Raw genomic sequence first — 21,620 nt, forward strand, 5'->3', positions numbered from 1 at the left:
ATTCTTCACATTAGCCAATATGCAATAAAATTTCTATTACTGCTATAATTTATCGTATAATTATACTATATTATCACATTATATTATAATTTATAATGCCCGTGTGATATAATTAATTACAGATATAATGCCGATAGAAATTCAATTAGTTAAAAAAAATAGCAGAAAAATGACAAAAAATTAAATTATAGCAAAAGGCGTAATGTCAATAATAATTAAAATAAATAATTAAAATAAATAATTCATTAACAATGATTAACAATTAAATCAGCGGGAGAATATTAATGGGATTTTCATTGAATCTAGTTTTTTTTATTTTTAATATTATAAACATAATTCTTCAGGCTTATATGTGGATAATAATTATCAAGGCATTAGTTTCTTGGGTTAATCCCGACCCGTATAATCCTATTATAAGATTTCTTAACGATATAACCGAACCTGTCCTCCGAAAGGTAAGGGCGGTAATTCCTATCGGCAATATCGGAATAGATTTATCACCTATAATTGTTATTTTTGCAATTTATATATTGCAAATGCTTCTTGCCTATTTACAGAATGACTTGGTAAGCTATTTAATCAGCATGAAAATTTAACTTAAGCTTATTCAATTTCAATATTTAAAATTATAAATTAAAATTATAAATTTGACATTTTATATATATCTAATTAAAATAATTATTAAGATAATAATTTATTCAGATAAGGAGCATTTTATATATGGAACTTTCACCATTGGAGATTAAATCTCAGAAATTTTCACGCAGACTTAAAGGCTATGACACTACAGAGGTTGATAATTTTTTAGAATTGATAGCCAAAGACTTGGAAAAACTTTACGGCGAATTTTATAATCTCAAAGAAGAAATTGTAAAAAAAAATCAAGAAATTAAAGAATTTAAAGAAAAAGACAAAATGATAAGCGACGCCGTATTAATGGTAAGGTCTATAGGCGACGAAATTAAAACAGCCGCCAAAAGCGAAGCCGAGTCAATAAAAAATAATGCAATCATGGAAGCCAAAAGAATTACCGATGAGGCGTACGCTAAATATTCTGAAATATACCTCAGCGCAAATGAACTCTTAAATAAAAGAGTTCTGATACTAAATTCTATGAAAAATCTGCTTTCTACAAATATTGATCTGGTTAACGTAGAAGAATCTAAAAAACTTGAATTATCTTTGTCCGTTAAAGATAAAAAAATTGTAGATAATCTTGCAGACGCCTTAAAGACCGATAAGAATCGCTCTAAAATAAACGATGATAAAGAAAACGAAAATGGCGCATCATCCCACACATCCTACACTGAAACAAAAGAAAAAGCGCAGGAAAATAATAAAATAAATAATAATTTACCGACGTCGGATAATATGCAAGATAGGAATGAGAATATAACTGAAAAAAAAATTGAAGACGGGCATAACACTAACGATGCTGCCGAAGTCCATATTCCCCGCACAGAATCTGATAAAGCCCTAAAAAATGAAGCTGACAGCAGTAATAAAAGTCAAGCAGATAATAATAGCGACGGCGTCGATATAGACAGCGAAGAACTGGAAAAATTGTTAGGCGACGTCAATAAGTTCACGTTTTAAACCGTTTAATTCATTATTTGACCGAAGTCATATCTATCTATGTTATATATATATTATGTTATATATATGCGCTCTGTATGTGCAGCAAACATACTAAAATTTTAATTTTATTCAATTAATTTCATCTGCTGATTGCGGTGTTATCTGTATAATTTATTTTGATTACTATATTAAATAGGCTAATGATACAAATATAAAAAAGATGACAATAAACTGACGGTTTATTATCATCTTTTACGTTCATGTTCGATATTCTTAAGTATGATTGCTATATATTTTTTTAAAGGATGCAATATATAGACCATACTCCCTCCTAAAGGCAAAACTGATAATACATATTACATAATCATAATTTTTATCAATTTTAGCAGTTATGCTTCTTTTTTGCTTCTTTTATTTTCTTCCTTTGCTTCTTTTCAAAATAATCATATTGAATAGACCAATATATAACGGTATAACGGTCAATATCAATTGATATTGACCGAATGTTGTAGCTATATCAGAACGTCATTATTAAACCAACCTGACTGTAAAATCCGTCAGGACCGTTATCGCCATGCAAATCTCTAAGAACACGAGCGTCTAACATAACATTTTTTATATGATAGTCAATACCGAAGCCGGACGCAACATCTTTATAGCCGTTATTTATCTGCATATATACAGGCGCGTTTTTTCCAGAATATCCATTATTAGCACCCTGATTCACATAAGAAGTTTCATTATAAATATCCAAAGCAGGCGTTATATAATAATTTAGAAAAATATCGGCAAAGAAATTATTTCCCGGATTTGTAATACTTGCTCCGCCGCTTTTAACCTCTGCCATATTAATTGCAGAATGCCCCTCGTTGTAACTGTAACCGATTGCATAATCTAACTTTAATGCCATGTTCGACGGCAAATTATACGCAAATTCTCCGGTTAGTGTGGGCATTATCTGCCATTCATCCCCGCCTAAGTTTACAGTAGAATCGTTATTCCAGCTGCCTGCCGGAACCGTAAAACTAACCTGCGGAAAAATATTTGCCGATAAATTTCCGTCTGAATATGTTTTACTGGATACCCCTTCATAAACTAAAATATCGCCTAATCCTGTGCTTGAATTTTCATACTGTGATGACGGATTACTGAGATGCTGGGTCGCCTGCCCAAAAGGGACTATAACTTCAAACAGATTAGTCGCATTTGAATTAAGCAGGCTGTTTGTCCATATAAATTCCGGCAGATAAACGTATCTCGTGACACTGGCAGGCAGATTTTTAACGGAGCCTGTATTTGTAAATACCGAACCGAAAGCTTCATATGTCATCATCTGATATGTTATAAATTTGTTTGCGGGCGGAGTTCCGAACGCAAAAGAACCTTTATAAAAAAAATTATTTCCAGCCCCGTCAGGGTCTGCAAACGCCCTGCGTACAAGACTTAATTTTACAAACATACTTGATGAAATTACTAAAATAAAAAATAGTAAAATTTTTAAGAAACTTTGATGTTCCATTGCAGTCTTTTTCATTCTATCCCCCATTTTGATTAGATTTTTATAATAAATTTTATATATCATGCGCAATCTTTTGATTCATCCGGCAATCCTGTTTCAGTCGATAGACACGGGGCTTTAAACAGATATCCATGCCACATGCCGTGCAGCGTTTTTGTAGTTACGACGGTCCAGAACATTGCCAGCATCGCAACAAAAACAGCACCGGCAACCCTGAACAATTCAAGGTCGGTTACTCTATACAGGATAATAGTAGCGGCGGTGTATACCCCAAGAGGGAATGTAAACCCCCACCAGCCCATATTGAAAGGCAAATCCTCTTTCATATACCTGAATGTCAGCAGTATTGCCATGACAAGCCACCAAAATCCAAACCCCCAGATAACCAAACCCCCTATCGGTCCAAAAGCATAAGCTTCTTTCGCATAAACATAAAGTTTAGTTCCGATGAACGCACGCGGCGCATCGCCGCCTAAAAGAAGCAATCCCATGCTGCCTGTGCCTATAGGTCCTAAAGTAAGCCACGTTGACACAGCCATATCTCTATGCGGCAGTTTGTGCCATGCAAGGCGTAAAAATAAAATAACAAGAACGCCGAAGGCTAACGGTACGGAAAATGCCCACAATGCGTAACCTAAAATCACGATATGTCTCGCTAAAGCGGGTGCAACATGCTGCGCAAGAAACCCCGCCGATGCCGCAGCAACCTCTGCGGGAACTATCGGCAGCAGCCAAATAGCCGTCATATCTTCTATACTGTGTCTTTGATTCGTAAACATATAGAAAGGTACTAACAAACCTATTACTACTGAAATAAAGGCGTCAAACCACCATAGGTTTAAAGCAATATTTACTCCTTTGGGCGCATCAAAAATTAAAAAACCGTTTATAATTGTTACCAGACCCATAGGAATAGCTCCAAGGAACATGGATTGAATGGGATGGGTCAATAGTTTTTTTGCCGAATCAAAATAAAATGTAAATCTGCTTATAAATAAAATACTGAATATTATAAAAAGAATAATATTAATTACCCATAACGTTTCCGCTGCAATCTGAAGACCCGGTACAGGATAAGGAAACGCCGCTAGCATAAGCGACAGAATGCCCGTTCCCATATTCATAGTAAACCAGTTAGGAGTAAACTGTTTTATGATATCGCTAGGTTTATTCATCTGTTTTAACGGCCGCAGATTATTAGCAAATGAATTAATTTTTTTTTTCATGATTTTCCAATTTTATGTTTTATGTTTAATGTTTAAATATGATAACGCAAAAGGGATTTTAATTTTAAATAATTAAAAAACGCGGCGGCGTACTGCATAACATAGTTACATCATATCCACACACAATATATATATAAAATGTGTCTAAAAACTTTATAATCTAAATTATATAACGTAATTATAAACTGCTTAATAAAGCATGTTTGAAATATATCATTTTTTTAATATAAAGTCAATAAAATAAATTATAAAATATAATAATGTTATATTTTATAATTTATTACGATGTTCTGAAATATTTATATATTTTAAATAAATTTGAGTAATTCGAAAATTAGTAATCGGATTATTAATTGAGTAAGGAAATTAATTTTTAATATTTAATATATATTTAATATAAATATAAAACAGTTTTATAGAAATAATAATTTAGTCATAAATAAGTTTCATTAAAAAAATTTATAAAGAATTAAAGATAATGTAAAAATTAAAAAATTATAATACAATTTAAAATTAAAATTATTAACGAAATTTCAAAAATTTTCAGAAACTTCATTGGAAGGATTTTCAAAAGATGTAATTCTGTCAACATAGGTTAAATTTACTATTCCTGTTGGACCGTTTCTCTGTTTTCCTATTATTATTTCTGCAACGCCTTTTTTGTCCGTATCTTTTTTATATACATCTTCACGATAAATAAACAATATTACATCAGCATCCTGTTCTATAGCTCCGGATTCTCTTAAATCAGCCAGTTGAGGTCTTCTGTCTGAGCGGGATTCTACAAGCCGGTTTAATTGAGACAGCGCAATTATAGGTATTTTAAGTTCTTTTGCAAGGGCTTTCATAGAACGGGAAATATCAGCTATTGCCTGTTCTCTCGATTCTATATGGGAAGGAGCTTTCATAAGCTGAAGATAATCGACTACAACAAGCCCGATATTTTTTTCCATTTTTAACCGTCTTGTTTTGGCTCTTAGTTCCATAACGGAAATACCTGCGCTATCATCAATATAAATAGGGACATTTTCCAAGATAGCCATGGCGCGCTGAAGTCTTTCAATGTCGGGATTGTGAAGTTTTCCGCGTCTTAGCTGCGAAGAGTCTATTCTGGAAACCTGAGAGATAAGTCTTGTAACCAACTGTTCTTTTGACATTTCAAGAGAAAAAAAAGCCATAGGAATTTTAAATCCTGCCGATACATTCTTTGCTATAGATAAAGCAAATGCAGTTTTACCCATAGAAGGTCTCCCCGCAATAATAATCAGATCTGAGGGCTGGAATCCGTTTGTCATAGCATCTAACTCCCTAAAGCCGCTATGAACACCGCTTATATCCTTATCGTCAGTTTTTGAGGTTAATTTCTTAAAATAGTCAAGAACTAACGGATACATCTCGTAATATGACTTGGTTGTATTTTTTTCGGTAACGTCAAATACAGTTTTCTCGGTAAAATCAAGAACATCTTCTAATAAATCTTTTTGTTCATAACATTTTCTCTGAATTTTATGAGCAGCAGCTATTAACCGTCTCAATATAGATTTTTCTTTAACAATTTTAGCATACTGGTCGACATTCAACAGACCGGCAGGCAATTCCATAAGACCCGTCAAATATTCAGCCCAATCAAAAGACGACAGGTCCTGTGATTGCATATCAATAGCGTCAGGCAGCAAATTACTGAAAGCTGACGAGTCCTTTTTATTCGAATAAGATTTTCGGCGACCTTCGCTTTCATTAAGCAGACCTCCGGACAAAACATTGTTAAGGGTAACAATATCGATAGGTTCCCCTTTTTCCGTCAATATAGTAATCGCCTTAAAGGCTTTATAATTGACAATATCGTAAAAATCTTCCGGAGCAACTAATTGAATGGCCGAATTTACCTGAGAATTGTCAATTATTATAGAGGATATTAAAGCACGTTCCGCATCTATAGACCTTGGAGGCATCAGTAATCCGATAGAATCCGGACTACCGAAGCTTCCCGCAGCATTATCCTGTATGGAGGTTTTTTTTCTCATTAAAACAAATTTACCAAATAAAAATTAAACTTCAGGAATGACATTTACATGAAGTTCGGCAATTACTTCCGAATGTAGTTTTATTTTTACACTGTGCATTCCAAGGTCTTTAATGGGCTCGGCAAGCATAATTGTTTTTCTGTCAACGTTAAAATCAAGTTCCTTTAATTTTTCGGCAATATCCATTGAAGTTATAGAACCAAACATTTTTTCGTATTCCCCGACTTTAACCGGAATAGAAATAGATAATGCTTCCAATTTTTTCTTAAGGTCATCAAAACCGGAAATTAATTTTTCTTTTCTTTTTTCAATTAATTTTTTTTCATGTTCCACTAATTTAATATTTGTTTTTGAAGCCGGTATAGCAAGATTTTTAGGCAACAGGAAATTTCTTCCGTAACCGTCTGCCACAATAACAGTATCCCCCATATCGCCAAGATTTTCTACATTTTCTTTCAGAATTATTTTCACGACTTTTTCCTCCTGCAATTATTTTTTATTTTAATTTAATACCGTTAACTTTCCTGAAATCGAACCATTCGTCAAATATTCCTAACATTACAATAAATATTAAAAAAGGATTGCTGAATAATAAAATGAGCGCATAAGCAAAAAATCTCAAAATTTTATTCACATTATTCTTTTTAAAGTAAAAAGATAATATTGTCAAGCCTTGTACAAAAAAAACCGAAGCTAAAATAATAATTATATTATAGCCTATAAATTTATATAATCCGTTAGCAAATACTATAATAATTAAACCAATTATCAATCCGATAATTAAAAAATCTGACGCTTTCCAATTCAGTAAATTTTCATCAGTTCTAAAAAAACTATTATTACCGTCGTCCTTTGAAATTCGATTTTTAAGAACAATGAAACAAAGCCATAAAGAAAACCATGAAAAAATTATCAGAATAGACGGGGTAAGCAAAAATATATCTTTAAGTATTATAATCAATTCAGGTTTAAACTTGGCTATCAACGTATCAGATATACCCATTTGCTTATAAATATTTATTACTTTAATTATTATCACGCCTGCATATTTATTTAAATAGCTGCCAAGGTCAGAATACAGGTACGCATTATTATAGTAAACATATGCGGCAAAAAATAGAAATAACAAGGAATAAATACTTAATACGGAAAAAGAAACAGCTTTGGCTAAACTTAATTTTTTATTGTATAAATAGGAAAATGCATACGGAATAACAACAAATATTAAAATGACAGATAAAATTTCTATACTTCTGCTATAATTTATATAATTATATACGGACATAATTCCCGCAAAACAAACTATAGCGGCAGGAAGTATTGAAGCGCCTTTATAATTTTTAAAATACCAGATAATAATAAAACTGAAAAACAAATAAAAAAGGGGATTAGCAAAACTATAATAACCGGCTGCCAAACAGTCGGTTATTAAAAGATACAGCAAAAAAGTAATAAAAAAAATAGATAAAAATTTCTTAAATTTATACATTTAAAGAAATATAAGGCATTATTGCAATATTTCTGGATGCCTTTATAGCTTTTGCAATTTTTCTTTGATGGTAAGCGCAATTGCCTGTTACCCTTCTCGGCATAATTTTGCCTTTTTCAGTTACAAAATTTCTCAAAAGACGCGTATCTTTATAATCAATTTTTAAATTCTTGTCTGCGCAGAATCTGCACATTTTTTTTCTTGTAAATGGTCTATGAGAAAAGTTTGCATTTGCTGCCGGTCTGCTTGCAGACGTTCTTTCAAATTTTTTAAACATTGACGGCTTCCTCCCTTGAAGACTCTAAATCATTTGTGAATAATACGGTTTGATACCTAAGGCAATCTTCTATATTTCTTAAATTTCTTTCCAACTCGGCTACAACATTGCTTTTAGCCGAATAATGAATAACGATATAACGTCCTTTGCCGGTTTTTTTAATTTCATACGAAAGCTTTCTTAATCCCCAATCGCTTACGCTTATAATTTCGCCGCCTTCTTTAGCAATAATTCCTTTAATTTTTTCTACAAACTGATTATATTGCGAATCATCGAAATCAGGATTGACTATTATAACAGTTTCATACTTTCTAAAAAAATTATGGTTAATGTCTGAAAATATATCGATTTTCAAAATTCCTCCTCTTTTAATCGTTTTTTAGTTACTTAATTATTTACTTTTTATCTGTTTATTTATCTTATCGCTCTTATCGCTCATTATTACATACCGATATTAATTATATATTATTACCATACCGTATTATAATTTTATTCCATAAGGTTAAGAAAGATATTATAAACGCACATACAAAAATTTGCAATAATTTTTTTATTTATTTTTTTATTTTACAACTGCTAACGGTTTTGCAATAATTTTTTTATTTATTTTATTTATTTATTTTATTTTATTTTATTTTATTTATTTTTTTATTTATTTTACAACTACTAACGGTAATGTATAAGTGGACGGCGTTGAAATGCATTTCATAGATCTTTTTAATTTAATCATATGGTCCAAAGACATTTTACCCATCATCATATATTTAATAACAAACAATACATCGTTTGCCCTCAAGTTTAATTTTTTATATGACGTTTTATAAAGATTTGAAAATTCTTTAAAAAATTCTGTAGTCGGTAAAAGAGTATCTAATACAGGATGAAACAAATCATAATAGGAATAATCGGTAATAGTCAGCTTGCTCTTTAATTCATTAAATAATTTAGTTCCGGGAAGCGGCGTAAGAACAGAAAAAACAGGCACGCTTATTTTTAGCCTTTTAACGAAATTCATTAATTTTTCAAAATCAATCTTAGAAAAACTTGGCGATACTATAAAAGATGCCGTAACGGCAACGTCGTGTTTCTTTGCAATATAATAAGCTCTCTCATTCATTTCTGATGAGTTATCCTTATGAATATCATTTAACGTTTCATCGTCCACACTCTCAAACCCTATAAAAATATTGGATAGACCTATCTCTTTCCATTGTTTTATAAGTTCAGGATGCTTAACAATGGTATCGCTCCTTGCCTGAATTGTATAAAGTTTCTTTATCTTTGCTTTTTTTACAAGTTCGCCGATAGCTTTTGCTCTTCTGACATCGCTGAAAAAATTATCGTCCGTTACTAAAATATAGTCCTCTTTTATAGATTTTAATTCGGCAACAACCCTTTCCGGAGATTTAGATCTGTAAGTTCCTCTATAAAAATTCCATACACTGCAAAAATCACATTTAAAAGGGCAGCCTCTGGCTGTTTCAAGACACGCTAACGATGTTCTTATGCCGAGATAATATTTTTTTCTGTATTCTGCAGTTAAATGCCTGGCAAAAAAAGGAGCCTCGTTAATATTTTTTATTAAACTTCTCTGTTTTGTTTTAATCTGCTGTCCGGTATCGCTGTCGCAATAGGCAATGCCGTCAACATTTGCAAGAGGCTTTCCGGCAGAATAGGCCCGCAAAAGCTCAACAACGGTCACTTCTCCTTCACCTATAACAACGGCATCAATTTCTTTTATATTAAAATCAATGTGATAAACGGAAACGTGATGTCCCCCGACAAAAACAAACTTTGCCCCGTAGTTATTTTTAACCTTCTTTGCAAGTTCAATCACTCTATAAACATCCGGAGTAAAAGAGCATGAAAAACCGTAGGCATCCGGTTTAAAATCTTTTATGGCATTGTCTAAATATTTATCCGGGTCCTTCCCCACAGCTCTTAAATCGACTATTTTAACATTGTGTTTGTCATTTAAAAGGCTTCCGCCTATGGCTTCCAGCCCTGTAGGCTCAATTAAAGCAACGTTATTTAAACCTACCGTATTTTTATTATCTGGTTGAATAAGCAAAATCTTCATAATCAACACCCTTTATTTATATTTTTTATATTTTCATATTATATTATATAGTATGTCAACATCACTATCATTATATTAAATATACCACATAAATATAAATTAAAAAAGATTTAAAAATAAAAATATCTTAATTTTATTTATATGTTATTTACAATATCAAAAATATTAATTTATTTATATTTTTTGATATTTTTGATTTTTTATATTTTCGATATTTTTTATTGACAAACTTAAATAAATATAATAAATTAATTCCATATAGTTGACTATTTTAGTAATGTATTATTTTACATTTTTTATAATTTTTTTGTATCAATATGACTTAGCTTCGTTATATAATTATACAATTAGCCTGCTGTATCAAAATTAAATAATTAAATAATTAAAAATTTAAATAATTAAATTAATTAATTAATTAGAATAGACAAACAAATCTGAAAATTAAGGCTAACATTACATAAATAAAAATAATAAGAAGTATAAAAACTAAATTAAAATTTTAGAATTTTCATTATTATTTATAATAATGAAAATAAATTAGATGAATAAACATCATTCAGAAAAAAATAATTATAAAAAAAGCAACAAATTATTTAAATCTGAAAACTCGGAAAATTTTAAGAAAAAATACATAACAAGCAACGATGAATCTGAAATTCAGGTTCAAAAAAGGAATAGAAACAGATACGGAAAAGATAAAAAATATAGGGACAAATTTAAAAGAGTTGCATATAAATGGCTGCATTTTTTTAAGGTATTAGGTCCAGGTTTTATTGTAATGGTAGCAGATATGGACGCCGGTTCTGTCACTACCGCCGCAGTTTCTGGAGCGCAGTGGGGTTACAAATTAGTGCTGATGCAGATAATCCTCATTCCTTTTTTATATCTTATTCAATCAATGACTTCAAGACTCGGGTGCGTGACAAGAAAAGGGCACGGTGAACTAATAAGGGAATATTACGGTTCAAAATGGGCTGCTTTTTCGACTGCCCTTTTATTTTTGACGGTTTTTGCAGCATTATTAACAGAATTTTCAGGAATAGCGGCAAGCGGTGAAATATTTAATATTCCTAAAATATATTCTATCGGATTCAGCGTTCTAATCTTACTCATTGTTGTTTTTAGGGGAAGCTATAAAAAAGCGGAAAATATAGCGCTTATTTTTGCATTGTCCGGTTTTGTTTTTATTCCTGCCGCAATTTTTGCCCATCCGGATTTACATAAATTAGTATTTAGCGGTCTTATAGGCTCTCAGCCGATCTTTAACAAAAATTATGCCTTTTTAATAGCGGCTAATGCGGGCGCAGTTATAATGCCATGGATGATATATTATCAGCAGAGCGCTACCGTTGACAAAAATTTATGCAAAAATGATGTTAAATTAGCAGCTGCAGATACGTTAGTCGGCAGTATAGCAACACAGCTTCTTATGATTGCGGTAATAGTGATGACCGCAGCTACACTATACACACATCATATAATTCCTTCATCCGCTAAAGCAATAGGTCAATCTCTTATTCCTCTTGCGGGAAAATATGCCGGACTTCTTTTTGCAGTTGGATTATACAGTTCAAGCGTTCTCGCCGCTTTTGTCGTATCCATGGCTTTTGCGTGGGCAGCCGGTGAAACATGGGGATTTAAACATAGTTTAAATAATAAATTCAAGGAATCAAAAATGTTTCATTTTTTATATATGGCGCTAATTATTATGGCTGCATTAATAGTGCTTGCTCCTAACATACCTCTGGTAACTCTGATGGTGGACGTTGAAGCATTTAACGGTTTTGTTCTTCCGATTGTACTTGTGTTTTTAATATTGCTTGCCGGCAATAAGAAGATTCTTGGCGAACATGCCTACTCAAAAGCAAAATTGGCTATAGTAGCGTTGGTAGGTTTAATAATGGTTGTTCTTGGAATAATTACGGTACTTCCTCAAAATTGGCTTTAATTCACGCAATATAATTATTTTATTTGCGATTTCGCAACCATAGCAGCCCCTATTAATCCTGCGGATTCGCCAAATTCTGATTTAATAATTTTCAAAGAATCCACCGACACTTTCAGCGCCCTTTTTCTTATTTCTTTTTCTGCTATTTCGACTAAATCAGGTATACCGTCAATAACTCCTCCGCCAAGAACAATCATGCACGGATTTAATAAATTTACGACGCTTATAATGCCGTCGGCGATATAACCCGCCGTTATATGCACAAGTTCTTTTGCTGCTTCATCCTCTAGCATATAGGCTTTGCTGATTGATTCGGATGAAATATTATTTACGCCGCCGGATGATAATTCTATCAGCATTTTATATTTTTCAGGATTTCGAACTGCTTTTTCCACGGCTATTTCTGCAATCCCCCAGCCTCCTGCGTACGCTTCAAAACATCCGTTATTTCCGCAATGACATTTTCTTCCGCCAGACACTATAACAGCATGCCCTATTTCACCTGCCGAACCGTTACAACCTTCAATAAGCCTGTTGTTAATAATCAACCCTGAACCGATACCCGTCCCTATAAAAATACATACCAAGTTTTTAAAGCCTTTACCGGCACCAGTTTTCCACTCTCCATAGGCTATTGCATTCACATCGTTCTCGATGAAAACAGGGGTATTAAATAAATTTTCAAGTTCTTCTTTTATACGAACATTTCTCCAATTAAGATTAGGAGAATATATAATAACGCCGCTCCTTCTGTCTATTTGTCCCGCAGCGGCAATTCCGACAGCTTTTATATTTTTTATACCTGTATTTTTTGTGTCATAATCTTTACGTTGCTCAATTAATCTTTTTATAAATGTTTTAATCTGCCCTATAGCTTTATCTGCAGACTGTTCAATAGGCATCGAATTAAAACTTAACAGTCTGCCTCTTGCATCTACCATGCCGAATCTTATATTCGTCCCGCCGATGTCAATACCCAGATATTGACCGATTTTATCTATATTTTTATTCATTCTTATCCTTCTGAATTAAAATGAACTGCCGCCGTCTTTTCGGACGGAAACTTCTCACAATATTAGTTAAATCTAATTTATTAATTGAGGCGCTGCTGCTATATTGTTATATATAAAATTATAATCCATCAACTTATTCTTATTCTATTATATTTTTTCTTATATTTATATATTATTTTAATACACAAGTTAGGCGGATTTAAAAAAAATGCAGCTGCAGACACAGGCAATAATAAAACCTATGTCATACAGCTGCATCTATAGCCATTAATCTACTCAGCCTAATCAAAAATTTAAATTGATATTAAATTCATTAAATAAATAAATGTTTAGGAAAAGGTGTCAGATTTTATTTTTTTGCATATGGAGTAGTTCAATTAACAAAGAAGATATTTGCAAAAAAATTAATCTGACACCTTTTCCTAATAGAGCAATAAAATTTTATAATGCTGAAAGCGGGATAGCATTAATCCAGCCGAAATTGGTTCCTATTATCATAGTTTTACCTATAATAACGGCGTCCTGCGGTCCATATCCTCCGTTATGCGCATTATATTTGCTTATTATATGCCCGTTATTTTTGTTTAATACAAATATAGTTCCGTTACCGGTCGGGAAATAAACCTTGTATCCGAGCAATACAGGCGCTGCTTTCATTCTGATAAGTTTCTTGCTCCATAATATCTTGCCTGTTTTCAGATTAATAGCATATGCTTTTTTTGTAACAGGGCTGCCTGTATATATTATTCCTTTATGTATCATAGGAACAGCATCTTTGTTTCTTGGCGGCACAGTTCCGGAACCTAATATTTTTTTCCAAATAATGTGCCCGTTTCTTGCATTTAATGCAATTTCTTCGCTTCTTGAAGTTCCCGCCGTTAATCCCGGGATTTCAATCTGATTGACTTCAATACCGCTTTTTGATACGGCAGGAGAACCATCGCCGCTGCTTGATGAAAAACAATGAGCAGGTTTTACCTTCCATATTAATTTTCCCGTATTAGCATTAACGGCATAAAAATAATTAGGATGTGTACCGTTAGTCAATACAATATTTTTATATCTTGTGGCAGACGACATACTGACAAACGATCTTATATATATCCTCCATAATAATTTGCCTGTCCTTGCATTTAAACCGTAAATATGCCCGTCACCGTTTCCAAAGATAAGTTTGTTATGATAATATACAGGCGTTGGCATATCTTCGCCTTTTGTATGATATTCCCATATAAGTTTACCTGTTTTTGCGTTTAAAGCATAATATGCGCTTACGTCGACGCCTCTGATGACGTGAGAATGAGGCTCCGCAAATTTTATGGCGTGCGAATAGGCAAAAACTGAATTGCCTGCCCCGATATAAACAATTCCATGAGCTACGACAGGCGTACCCATAAGCTGATTTAACGCATTAAATTTCCAGATAAGTTTGCCGGTCTTTGCATTTAATGCATAGAGATAATCATTGTCGCTCGGCACATAAACAACTCCCCTGGCGACAGAAGCTCCTATAGGAATGCCCATAATATCTCTTACGGTTGTCGGATTAAAATACCGTTCCTTAAAAGCCCTCTTGGACATACGTGCAGAAATAGCTCCAGGAACTCCGACAGTCCAATATGCATCTAAATTGCTTCCGTTTTCGTACACAGGATTGTGGTCAGAATTCATAGCGTACATCGTCCAATTTGCAGGATAAGTACCGGCAAAAGACTTAGACGTCACCATAAACGCCAATACCGCAAATACAAGCGCAAATACTAGGCTTATACGCAACAATGACAAATTAATTTTTAACTTCATTTGTTTCCTCCCTTTTTAGTTTATATTGATTTAATGATCTAATAACTAATTACTGCATAGCTGATAACTGTCTTTAAATTATTTACATTATGTTAACTGAAAAATTATAAAATAAAAAAATTAATTTATAACTTCGATTGAAAAATAATTTCTCAGTTTTAATAAAATTAAATTAATTTAATGCAGCAAAGCATCACGAGCGATTAAACGTCGCGTTAATTAAAACAAGCGTAAAATTGAGAGTTTTTCTTCGTCTAGTTAAATACAGCAGAATAAAAAATTTAATAATTTAAATAATAAATACGATAGAATAATTTAAATAATTTATTTTTAAAAATAATTTTTTCTAACAATTAAACATCTTTACATCAGAAATCTTTACATCAGAAATCTTTACATCAGAAATCTTTACATATATCAGAATGATTTAAATAGGTTAATAATTTATTTTTAAAAATAATTTAGTTAGCAATTAACCGTCTTTCCATTATTATTTAATTATTATATCAAAAAAATAAATTTGTCAAGTATTTTATTGCCGAATATACATTATTTACTACGTGGTGCGAAAGGGGGGACTTGAACCCCCATGGATTACTCCGCTGGATTCTAAGTCCAGTGCGTATACCAATTCCGCCACTTTCGCGATACTGTATGAACTTGCAGTTTTTATATCTATAATGACATATATTATATTACGTAAAAACCGAATAATAGATATAAATAAACAATATGCATTGCAAATAAATCTTTTAATTTATATAGGAAAATTGTTTTAAAATATTTTAAATTATATCAGAATAATTTGATAAATAAAAGATGTTAAATTTGTATTTGCTCTAATTGCGGAATTGCATTAACTGAACGTCATTGATGGACTAACTAATTAACATTGCGGAATAATAAGCAAGGCAGCAAATAAAAAAAATGAAAAGAAAAAACGTCTATACCCAATTTAAATAATTTTCTAATTGGCGGGGCCGACGGGGATCGAACCCGCGACCTCCGGCGTGACAGGCCGGCGTTCTAACCGGCTGAACTACAGCCCCGCATTATAAAAATACACTATATTTGTGATTATATAATTAAATTTTGACAATGTAAAGAAGTAATTATTTTTTATTTTTTTATCGTCGGTTCTGGAGCCCACCCATACACAATAGATAAATATTGGAATTTTTTCCAAAATATTTAATAGCCGAATTCCTAAATATTTCCGCTTCATCATACTACAGTCTCATATTGACACCATGATAGCCGGTTTTATGTAATAATTTCATCTTTGTCCATTTTGAAATCAAGTTCCGCCTTGATTATCTGCTTTATAGATTCTATACTCAAATTGATATACTCTAATTGACGCACCTTCTTTTAAAAAAACCTATAAAATTCCCCATATATATTTTGGATATACAAGTCATATATTTTTTAAATTATCTCAAGTATTCACCTGAAAAAATAATCTAAAAAAATACACCTCACGCTATTAATAGTTATATGTAGCATATATTTTTTAAAAAATATGTAAAGCATTTTTTAAAATTTATTTACAATTTATTAATAATTTTGTTAATAATTCAAATTAAAATTTTAAGCCTTTTGAACCGATTTATTTAAAACATAAGCGAATAGCTTAGCATTATTCCCTGAGACGGGCTTTCGTTTGTAAAACCCTTTATATAAGTAACGCCTATCGTATTATTTTTTACCACCGTATAAATTGCAGACAGGTTTCCAGTTACAGTATCGTGCGTTCCCGATATAATTGCCTGCGACCATGCTCCCGATATGGCGATAGAGAGGTTCTTCGTGATTAATTTACCCGCGCCTGCGTATGCAGAAAAAGGATTAGTAAGGCTGGCAATGTCCGAAGGTTTGCCTAAAACTGTATATCCGCCGTTTATAAAATAAAAATAAGATTTTATTAGCTGCGTAACACCAAATTGAAAACCATAATTTGCCTTTCCCGTTCCCAAGCCGTTAGATTCGCTGGCCGTGGGAAGGTCAACGAAAACAGTTGCCGTTAAGGTCGGAAGGGAAGGGTTTACTGTCTGATTTGTAATGTTATAATTTCCAGTCAAAACTATATCTCCCAAACCGCTTTCGGTGGTCGAAGTCGAAGCGCCCGCTTTTTGAACGGGTATATTGTTTACCAACACCGTCGATGTTTGCTTATGAACCTGCATATAAGGTATAGTAGCTTGAAAATTAAAAGTTTTATCAGGGTAATAATTTATATTAAGCGGGATATAAATTAAAGATGTGGTATAATTCGTGCCGTATTTGCCCCATGTTTCGTTATAGCCCGTTCCTATCTGCAAACTTGGAGCGCTAAACGATTTGGATATATTGACATTTAAGGAAATTATTAAAAAAACAAAAACAAAAAAAACGATATTTAATACTTTTATTTTTCTTATCATTACCGAATATCCTCCTCCTTATTTTACTAAAAAAAAAATGCAAGCTAAGTTACAATTATATTCAGGTATTTTTGCACTTAGCTTACATTTTTATATTGTTTATAGAAAATTAATTAATTACCTGCCCATCATCTGCTGTTGCATATTATTAGTTTGTTGAATCTGCTGTTGCGTGTTGTTCATCTGCTGCATCTGCTGTTGCGTGTTGTTCATCTGCTGCATCTGCTGTTGCGTGTTGTTCATCTGCTGCATCTGCTGTTGCGTGTTGTTCATCTGCTGCATCTGTCTTTGTGTATTATTGACCTGATTCATCTGTCTTTGCGTATTATTTACCTGATTCATCTGGTTTTGCAAAATATGAGTTTTATAAACATTGCCGTTCTCGTTAGTCATATAATTTCCTAATTTTAAACTATGCGTCGTGTTCGGCGTGTTGACCTCAAGAGACAGGGCATGATCAACGGTTACGCCGGTTTCAGTTTTATAGACCTCGTTTACCACCTTTAAGTTAACTGCGCCGTTCATTTCTTTAATTACATTTTTAACATTTACATCGTTGCCGTTAAGCTGAGATATGGTATTGTTGTCCATCAAATATTTTTTGATAAAGTTTTTTACGTCTGTCTTGTTTACACTGTTAGTATTGTCTTCGACTAACTTTATAAAAACGGCATTTCCAACTCCCATGCCTTTTTTCATATATAACTTTAATGCCGAGGGGCTTACCAGAAGCCTTTTTTCGATTTCTAGTGCCGCTTGTTTATTATTACCGACTTTATTAAGTATCTTTATGTATAACTTTATTAATTTTGCGTCATTATTAATTACCGTTTTGTGCGTAATTTGGGTCGATGCCCCGTAAGACGCTCCTGCAAAAACGGACGCAAGTACTGCACTGCCGACTCCTAAAACAATAAAACCAATTAAAAAAACTTTTAAAAATTTTATAGCTTTCATAATTGACTCCTTTTACTTTGTTAGTAATTTAAATCTTAATTTTAGTAAGAGAATAATTTTCATTACATCTTATTATAAACTGTTCTCTTTGTCAATACACTTTACTATAATTAAAATGATAATGAAAAAGAATTAAAAAAGGGAAGTAAGAAAATAAAAAATCGGTCTTGACAAATGGGGTGCAGTATAGTGACGGATTTGTGACAAATATTATACAAATTTGTATCATTTACGGCGATTTTAACAAGTTTAGTGCGGAATGTCAAGAGGCTTGAAAGTGCTTATTTACTGCGTCTTTGAATGGTAGGCGGAGCAGGGTTCGAACCTGCGACCCCCGGCTTGTAAAGCCGATGCTCTAACCGGCTGAGCTATCCGCCCATATTATATTTATATTTTATTCAACTATATAACATAACAACAACAGCAAACTACCTGCCGCTAAGGACGCAGCTTATTTTAATCCGTTATGACCTGTTGATTTATAAGGAACTTAGTTTTTACGCTACATCAGTTTCTAACGATGCGACTTTTTTGCTGGAAAACAAACCCTCGTTCTTTTCACAAAGAATCGAGGGTCAAATTATGTAAGTAAACTAAACCATATTAACTGCTATATACGATTTATATGATTTAACTTGTTTTACGGTTATTTTCCGGCATTAACGGCTTCTTTAAAGGTCTTGCCGGGTTTAAATTTAGGAGATTTAGATGCTTTTATCTGAATCTCTTTACCGGTTTGAGGATTTCTGCCTTTTCTTGCGGCGCGTTTAACGACTTCAAAAGTTCCAAATCCGACCAATCTGACGCTGTCACCTTTTTTAAGCGCAGCAACAACAGATTCTACCGCTGCATTTAATGCTTTTTCACTGTCAGCTTTAGTAAGTTTAGATGACTTTGCAATTGCATCTACTAACTCAGCTTTTGTCATAAATTCCTCCTTCATAAATTATAAAATGATTTGTTTAATTTTGCTTTCATGCTGAAGCTATTTTTCTTTTAAATGCTTCAACACCAGCATATTAATAAACTATTATTAATATATATATGTTTATTATAAATATGTCAATAAAAATCTTTAATTTTATAAAATTTTTTATAAATTTAATAAAATATTATATACTATATAAATACTATTCAATTAACACGTCATTATAAATTGACTTAACAGCCGCCATTGCCGTCAATTTAGCCGGAACTATACCTTATCCTCACTCTTTGCATGCCTTGCCAAACCAGAGCATTGCCGCCGATTCAGTTGGAACTAGACCCTGTTTTACCGGGCGAATCCATATCTTTTTCATAAAGAATAATCGGCATAGAGTTATTTAATATTACATCGTCATTAATTACGCATTCTTTAATAGTAGAATCGGTCGGGATTTCATACATTATATCAAGCATAATGGATTCTAGAATAGCTCTTAATCCTCTTGCTCCTGAACCATGTGTAATTGCCTGCTTAGTAATTTCTTTAATAGCCGAATCGGTAAACTTAAGTTTAACATTTTCCATATCAAATAGTTTCTGATACTGCTTGATTAAGGCATTTTTAGGTTTAGTTAAAATTTCTACCAGCGCTTTTTCATCAAGTTCTTCTAACGCTGCTATAACAGGAAGTCTGCCGATAAATTCAGGAATAAGTCCGAATTTAAGGAGATCTCTTGCCTCTACTTTCTTAATAATATCGTAAGAATGCGTTTGCTGTTTTTCTCTTTTAATATTTGCGGTGAACCCTATCGGCTGAGAATTCATTCTTGTTTCTATTAATTTATCAAGACCGGTAAAAGCGCCCCCGCATATAAAAAGAATATTTGTAGTATCTATCCTTAAAAACTCCTGATGCGGATGTTTCCTTCCGCCTTTTGGCGGCACATTGGCAACAGTGCCTTCTATAATTTTTAAAAGAGCCTGCTGAACACCTTCTCCTGAAACGTCTCTTGTGATAGAAACATTGTCGGATTTTTTTGCTATTTTATCTATTTCATCAATATATATTATACCTTTTTGAGCCTTTTCAACATCATAATCGGCATTTTGCAGCAGCGATAAAATAATGCTCTCTACATCCTCGCCGACATAGCCGGCTTCTGTTAAACTAGTTGCATCGGCAATAGCGAAAGGGAGTTCAAACATCCTCGCAAGAGTTTCTGCTAATAATGTTTTACCGCTTCCGGTAGGACCTATGAGAAGGATATTGCTCTTTTGCATTTCCACATCATGAAAAGGATTCCTGTCTTTCGATTCTTTTAACCCTTTATTTTTTTTTAAAGCTGCATTGTATTCAATTCTTTTATAATGATTGTATACCGCAACGGAAAGTATCTTCTTAGCTTTGTCTTGACCTATTACATACTGGTCTAAAAAATTTTTAATTTCTGCCGGTTTGTAAATCCGTTCTTTATCATCTTTCGATTTTAATTCCGCAGCCTCAGGAATTTCTTCCGAAATAATGTCGTTACATAGCTCTATACATTCATCGCATATATAAACCGACGGACCAGCTATGAGTTTTTTGACCTCATCCTGTGATTTTCCGCAGAAAGAACAATATAGCTCTCTGCCGCTGCTGTCATCATTATTATTTTTCTTAGCCATTTTAATTACCTCTTTATTTTTTATCTTTACTATTTATTTCTTTATCTGCACCCTTTTTTTCAACCACTTTGTCTATAATACCGTATTCGACGCTTTGAGCCCCGCTCATGTAAAAATCTCTTTCTGCATCATCCTTGATTTTTTCAATAGACTGTGATGTGTGAAAAGATAAAATTGAGTTTAATTCTTCTCTCATTCTTAAAATTTCACGCGCCTGTATATCAATATCGGTAGCTTGACCTTGAAAACCTCCTGACGGCTGGTGAATCATTATCCTTGAATGAGGCAGCGCAAATCTTTTCCCCTTCGTCCCCGCAGCGAGCAGTACCGCTCCCATACTTGCGGCTTGCCCCATGCAAAGAGTCGAAACATCCGGTCTTATATATTGCATCGTATCGTAAATAGCAAGCCCGGAAGTTATAACGCCTCCAGGCGAATTAATATAAATACTTATATCTTTTTCCGGGTCTTCCGATTCTAAAAATAAAAGCTGAGCTATTATAAGATTTGCGAATGTATCGTCAATCGCTTCGCCTATAAAAATAATCCTATCTTTTAATAACCGCGAATATATATCGTAAGCTCTTTCACCTCTGTGTGTCTGTTCAACGACCATAGGGATTAATGACATATTTAGTTTCTCCTGATTTCTTAATTAATTTCTTAATTAATATTAATTCTTTTATAA

17 protein-coding genes, 3 tRNA genes and 1 pseudogene are annotated in these 21,620 nt (G+C 32.8%); 3 read left to right on the forward strand and 18 right to left on the reverse strand.

Features of this window, described 5'->3' with window-relative positions; translation table 11 throughout:
* Positions 1-284 precede the first annotated feature (284 nt).
* Together EVJ46_00640 and EVJ46_00645 are read left to right on the forward strand one after the other, a co-directional pair.
* Positions 285-596 (forward strand): YggT family protein, encoded by a 312-nt coding sequence (locus EVJ46_00640; GenBank protein ID RZD16782.1) that lies wholly within the window; start codon positions 285-287, stop codon positions 594-596.
* 124 nt (positions 597-720) lie between these two features.
* Positions 721-1,596: a DivIVA domain-containing protein gene (locus EVJ46_00645; protein ID RZD16783.1), complete on the forward strand. Its 876-nt coding sequence runs from the start codon at positions 721-723 to the stop codon at positions 1,594-1,596.
* Positions 1,597-2,095: 499 nt separating this feature from the next.
* Here EVJ46_00645 and EVJ46_00650 read toward each other — a convergent pair whose 3' ends face one another.
* The 8 genes from EVJ46_00650 to EVJ46_00685 all read right to left on the reverse strand — a co-directional run bounded on the left by EVJ46_00650 (position 2,096) and on the right by EVJ46_00685 (position 10,193).
* Positions 2,096-3,112: a transporter gene (locus tag EVJ46_00650; GenBank protein ID RZD16784.1), complete on the reverse strand. Its 1,017-nt coding sequence runs from the start codon at positions 3,110-3,112 to the stop codon at positions 2,096-2,098.
* Positions 3,113-3,156: 44 nt separating this feature from the next.
* Positions 3,157-4,323: a C4-dicarboxylate ABC transporter gene (locus tag EVJ46_00655; GenBank protein RZD16785.1), complete on the reverse strand. Its 1,167-nt coding sequence runs from the start codon at positions 4,321-4,323 to the stop codon at positions 3,157-3,159.
* Positions 4,324-4,856: 533 nt separating this feature from the next.
* Positions 4,857-6,347: a replicative DNA helicase gene (gene dnaB / locus EVJ46_00660; protein ID RZD16786.1), complete on the reverse strand. Its 1,491-nt coding sequence runs from the start codon at positions 6,345-6,347 to the stop codon at positions 4,857-4,859.
* A gap of 24 nt (positions 6,348-6,371) precedes the next feature.
* Entirely contained in the window at positions 6,372-6,818 is a 447-nt protein-coding gene (locus EVJ46_00665) for a 50S ribosomal protein L9 (GenBank protein RZD16787.1), read from the reverse strand.
* 25 nt (positions 6,819-6,843) lie between these two features.
* Positions 6,844-7,836: a DUF2232 domain-containing protein gene (locus EVJ46_00670; protein ID RZD16788.1), complete on the reverse strand. Its 993-nt coding sequence runs from the start codon at positions 7,834-7,836 to the stop codon at positions 6,844-6,846.
* Positions 7,829-8,113 (reverse strand): 30S ribosomal protein S18, encoded by a 285-nt coding sequence (rpsR, locus tag EVJ46_00675; protein ID RZD16789.1) that lies wholly within the window; start codon positions 8,111-8,113, stop codon positions 7,829-7,831. The genes EVJ46_00670 and rpsR overlap by 8 nt, the downstream gene beginning before the upstream one ends.
* On the reverse strand, positions 8,106-8,486 hold the full coding sequence (gene rpsF / locus EVJ46_00680) for a 30S ribosomal protein S6 (protein RZD16790.1): 381 nt from the start codon (positions 8,484-8,486) through the stop codon (positions 8,106-8,108). Before rpsF ends, rpsR begins: the two co-directional genes overlap by 8 nt.
* A gap of 279 nt (positions 8,487-8,765) precedes the next feature.
* On the reverse strand, positions 8,766-10,193 hold the full coding sequence (locus EVJ46_00685; GenBank protein ID RZD16791.1) for a radical SAM protein: 1,428 nt from the start codon (positions 10,191-10,193) through the stop codon (positions 8,766-8,768).
* 541 nt (positions 10,194-10,734) lie between these two features.
* Between EVJ46_00685 and EVJ46_00690 the strand changes: the two genes are divergently transcribed.
* A complete protein-coding gene (locus EVJ46_00690) occupies positions 10,735-12,141 on the forward strand; it encodes a divalent metal cation transporter (GenBank protein RZD16792.1) in 1,407 nt (468 codons plus the stop codon).
* 14 nt (positions 12,142-12,155) lie between these two features.
* Here EVJ46_00690 and EVJ46_00695 read toward each other — a convergent pair whose 3' ends face one another.
* From EVJ46_00695 to clpP, 10 genes and pseudogenes are all read right to left on the reverse strand, one after another.
* On the reverse strand, positions 12,156-13,154 hold the full coding sequence (locus EVJ46_00695) for an ROK family protein (GenBank protein RZD16793.1): 999 nt from the start codon (positions 13,152-13,154) through the stop codon (positions 12,156-12,158).
* 441 nt (positions 13,155-13,595) lie between these two features.
* Positions 13,596-14,957, reverse strand: a complete 1,362-nt coding sequence (locus tag EVJ46_00700; GenBank protein RZD16794.1) for a hypothetical protein — start codon at positions 14,955-14,957, stop codon at positions 13,596-13,598.
* Positions 14,958-15,518: 561 nt separating this feature from the next.
* Positions 15,519-15,603: transfer RNA gene (locus EVJ46_00705), tRNA-Leu, on the reverse strand.
* 326 nt (positions 15,604-15,929) lie between these two features.
* Positions 15,930-16,006: transfer RNA gene (locus EVJ46_00710), tRNA-Asp, on the reverse strand.
* A gap of 564 nt (positions 16,007-16,570) precedes the next feature.
* Complete coding sequence (locus EVJ46_00715; GenBank protein ID RZD16795.1) at positions 16,571-17,380, reverse strand: hypothetical protein; 810 nt, start codon at positions 17,378-17,380, stop codon at positions 16,571-16,573.
* A 192-nt stretch (positions 17,381-17,572) separates the two neighbouring features.
* Positions 17,573-17,773, reverse strand: a pseudogene (locus EVJ46_00720) (hypothetical protein).
* Positions 17,774-18,638: 865 nt separating this feature from the next.
* Positions 18,639-18,715 (reverse strand) — tRNA-Val (locus tag EVJ46_00725).
* A 268-nt stretch (positions 18,716-18,983) separates the two neighbouring features.
* On the reverse strand, positions 18,984-19,265 hold the full coding sequence (locus tag EVJ46_00730; GenBank protein RZD16796.1) for an HU family DNA-binding protein: 282 nt from the start codon (positions 19,263-19,265) through the stop codon (positions 18,984-18,986).
* A 323-nt stretch (positions 19,266-19,588) separates the two neighbouring features.
* Entirely contained in the window at positions 19,589-20,932 is a 1,344-nt protein-coding gene (clpX, locus tag EVJ46_00735; protein RZD16797.1) for an ATP-dependent Clp protease ATP-binding subunit ClpX, read from the reverse strand.
* Between the two features lie 13 nt (positions 20,933-20,945).
* Positions 20,946-21,563, reverse strand: coding sequence for an ATP-dependent Clp endopeptidase proteolytic subunit ClpP (clpP, locus tag EVJ46_00740; GenBank protein RZD16798.1), 618 nt, complete (start codon positions 21,561-21,563; stop codon positions 20,946-20,948).
* Between the last annotated feature and the right edge of the window lie 57 nt (positions 21,564-21,620).

Origin of the sequence: Candidatus Acididesulfobacter guangdongensis (assembly GCA_004195045.1) — a bacterium.
In the GTDB taxonomy this organism is placed as follows: domain Bacteria; phylum SZUA-79; class SZUA-79; order Acidulodesulfobacterales; family Acidulodesulfobacteraceae; genus Acididesulfobacter; species Acididesulfobacter guangdongensis.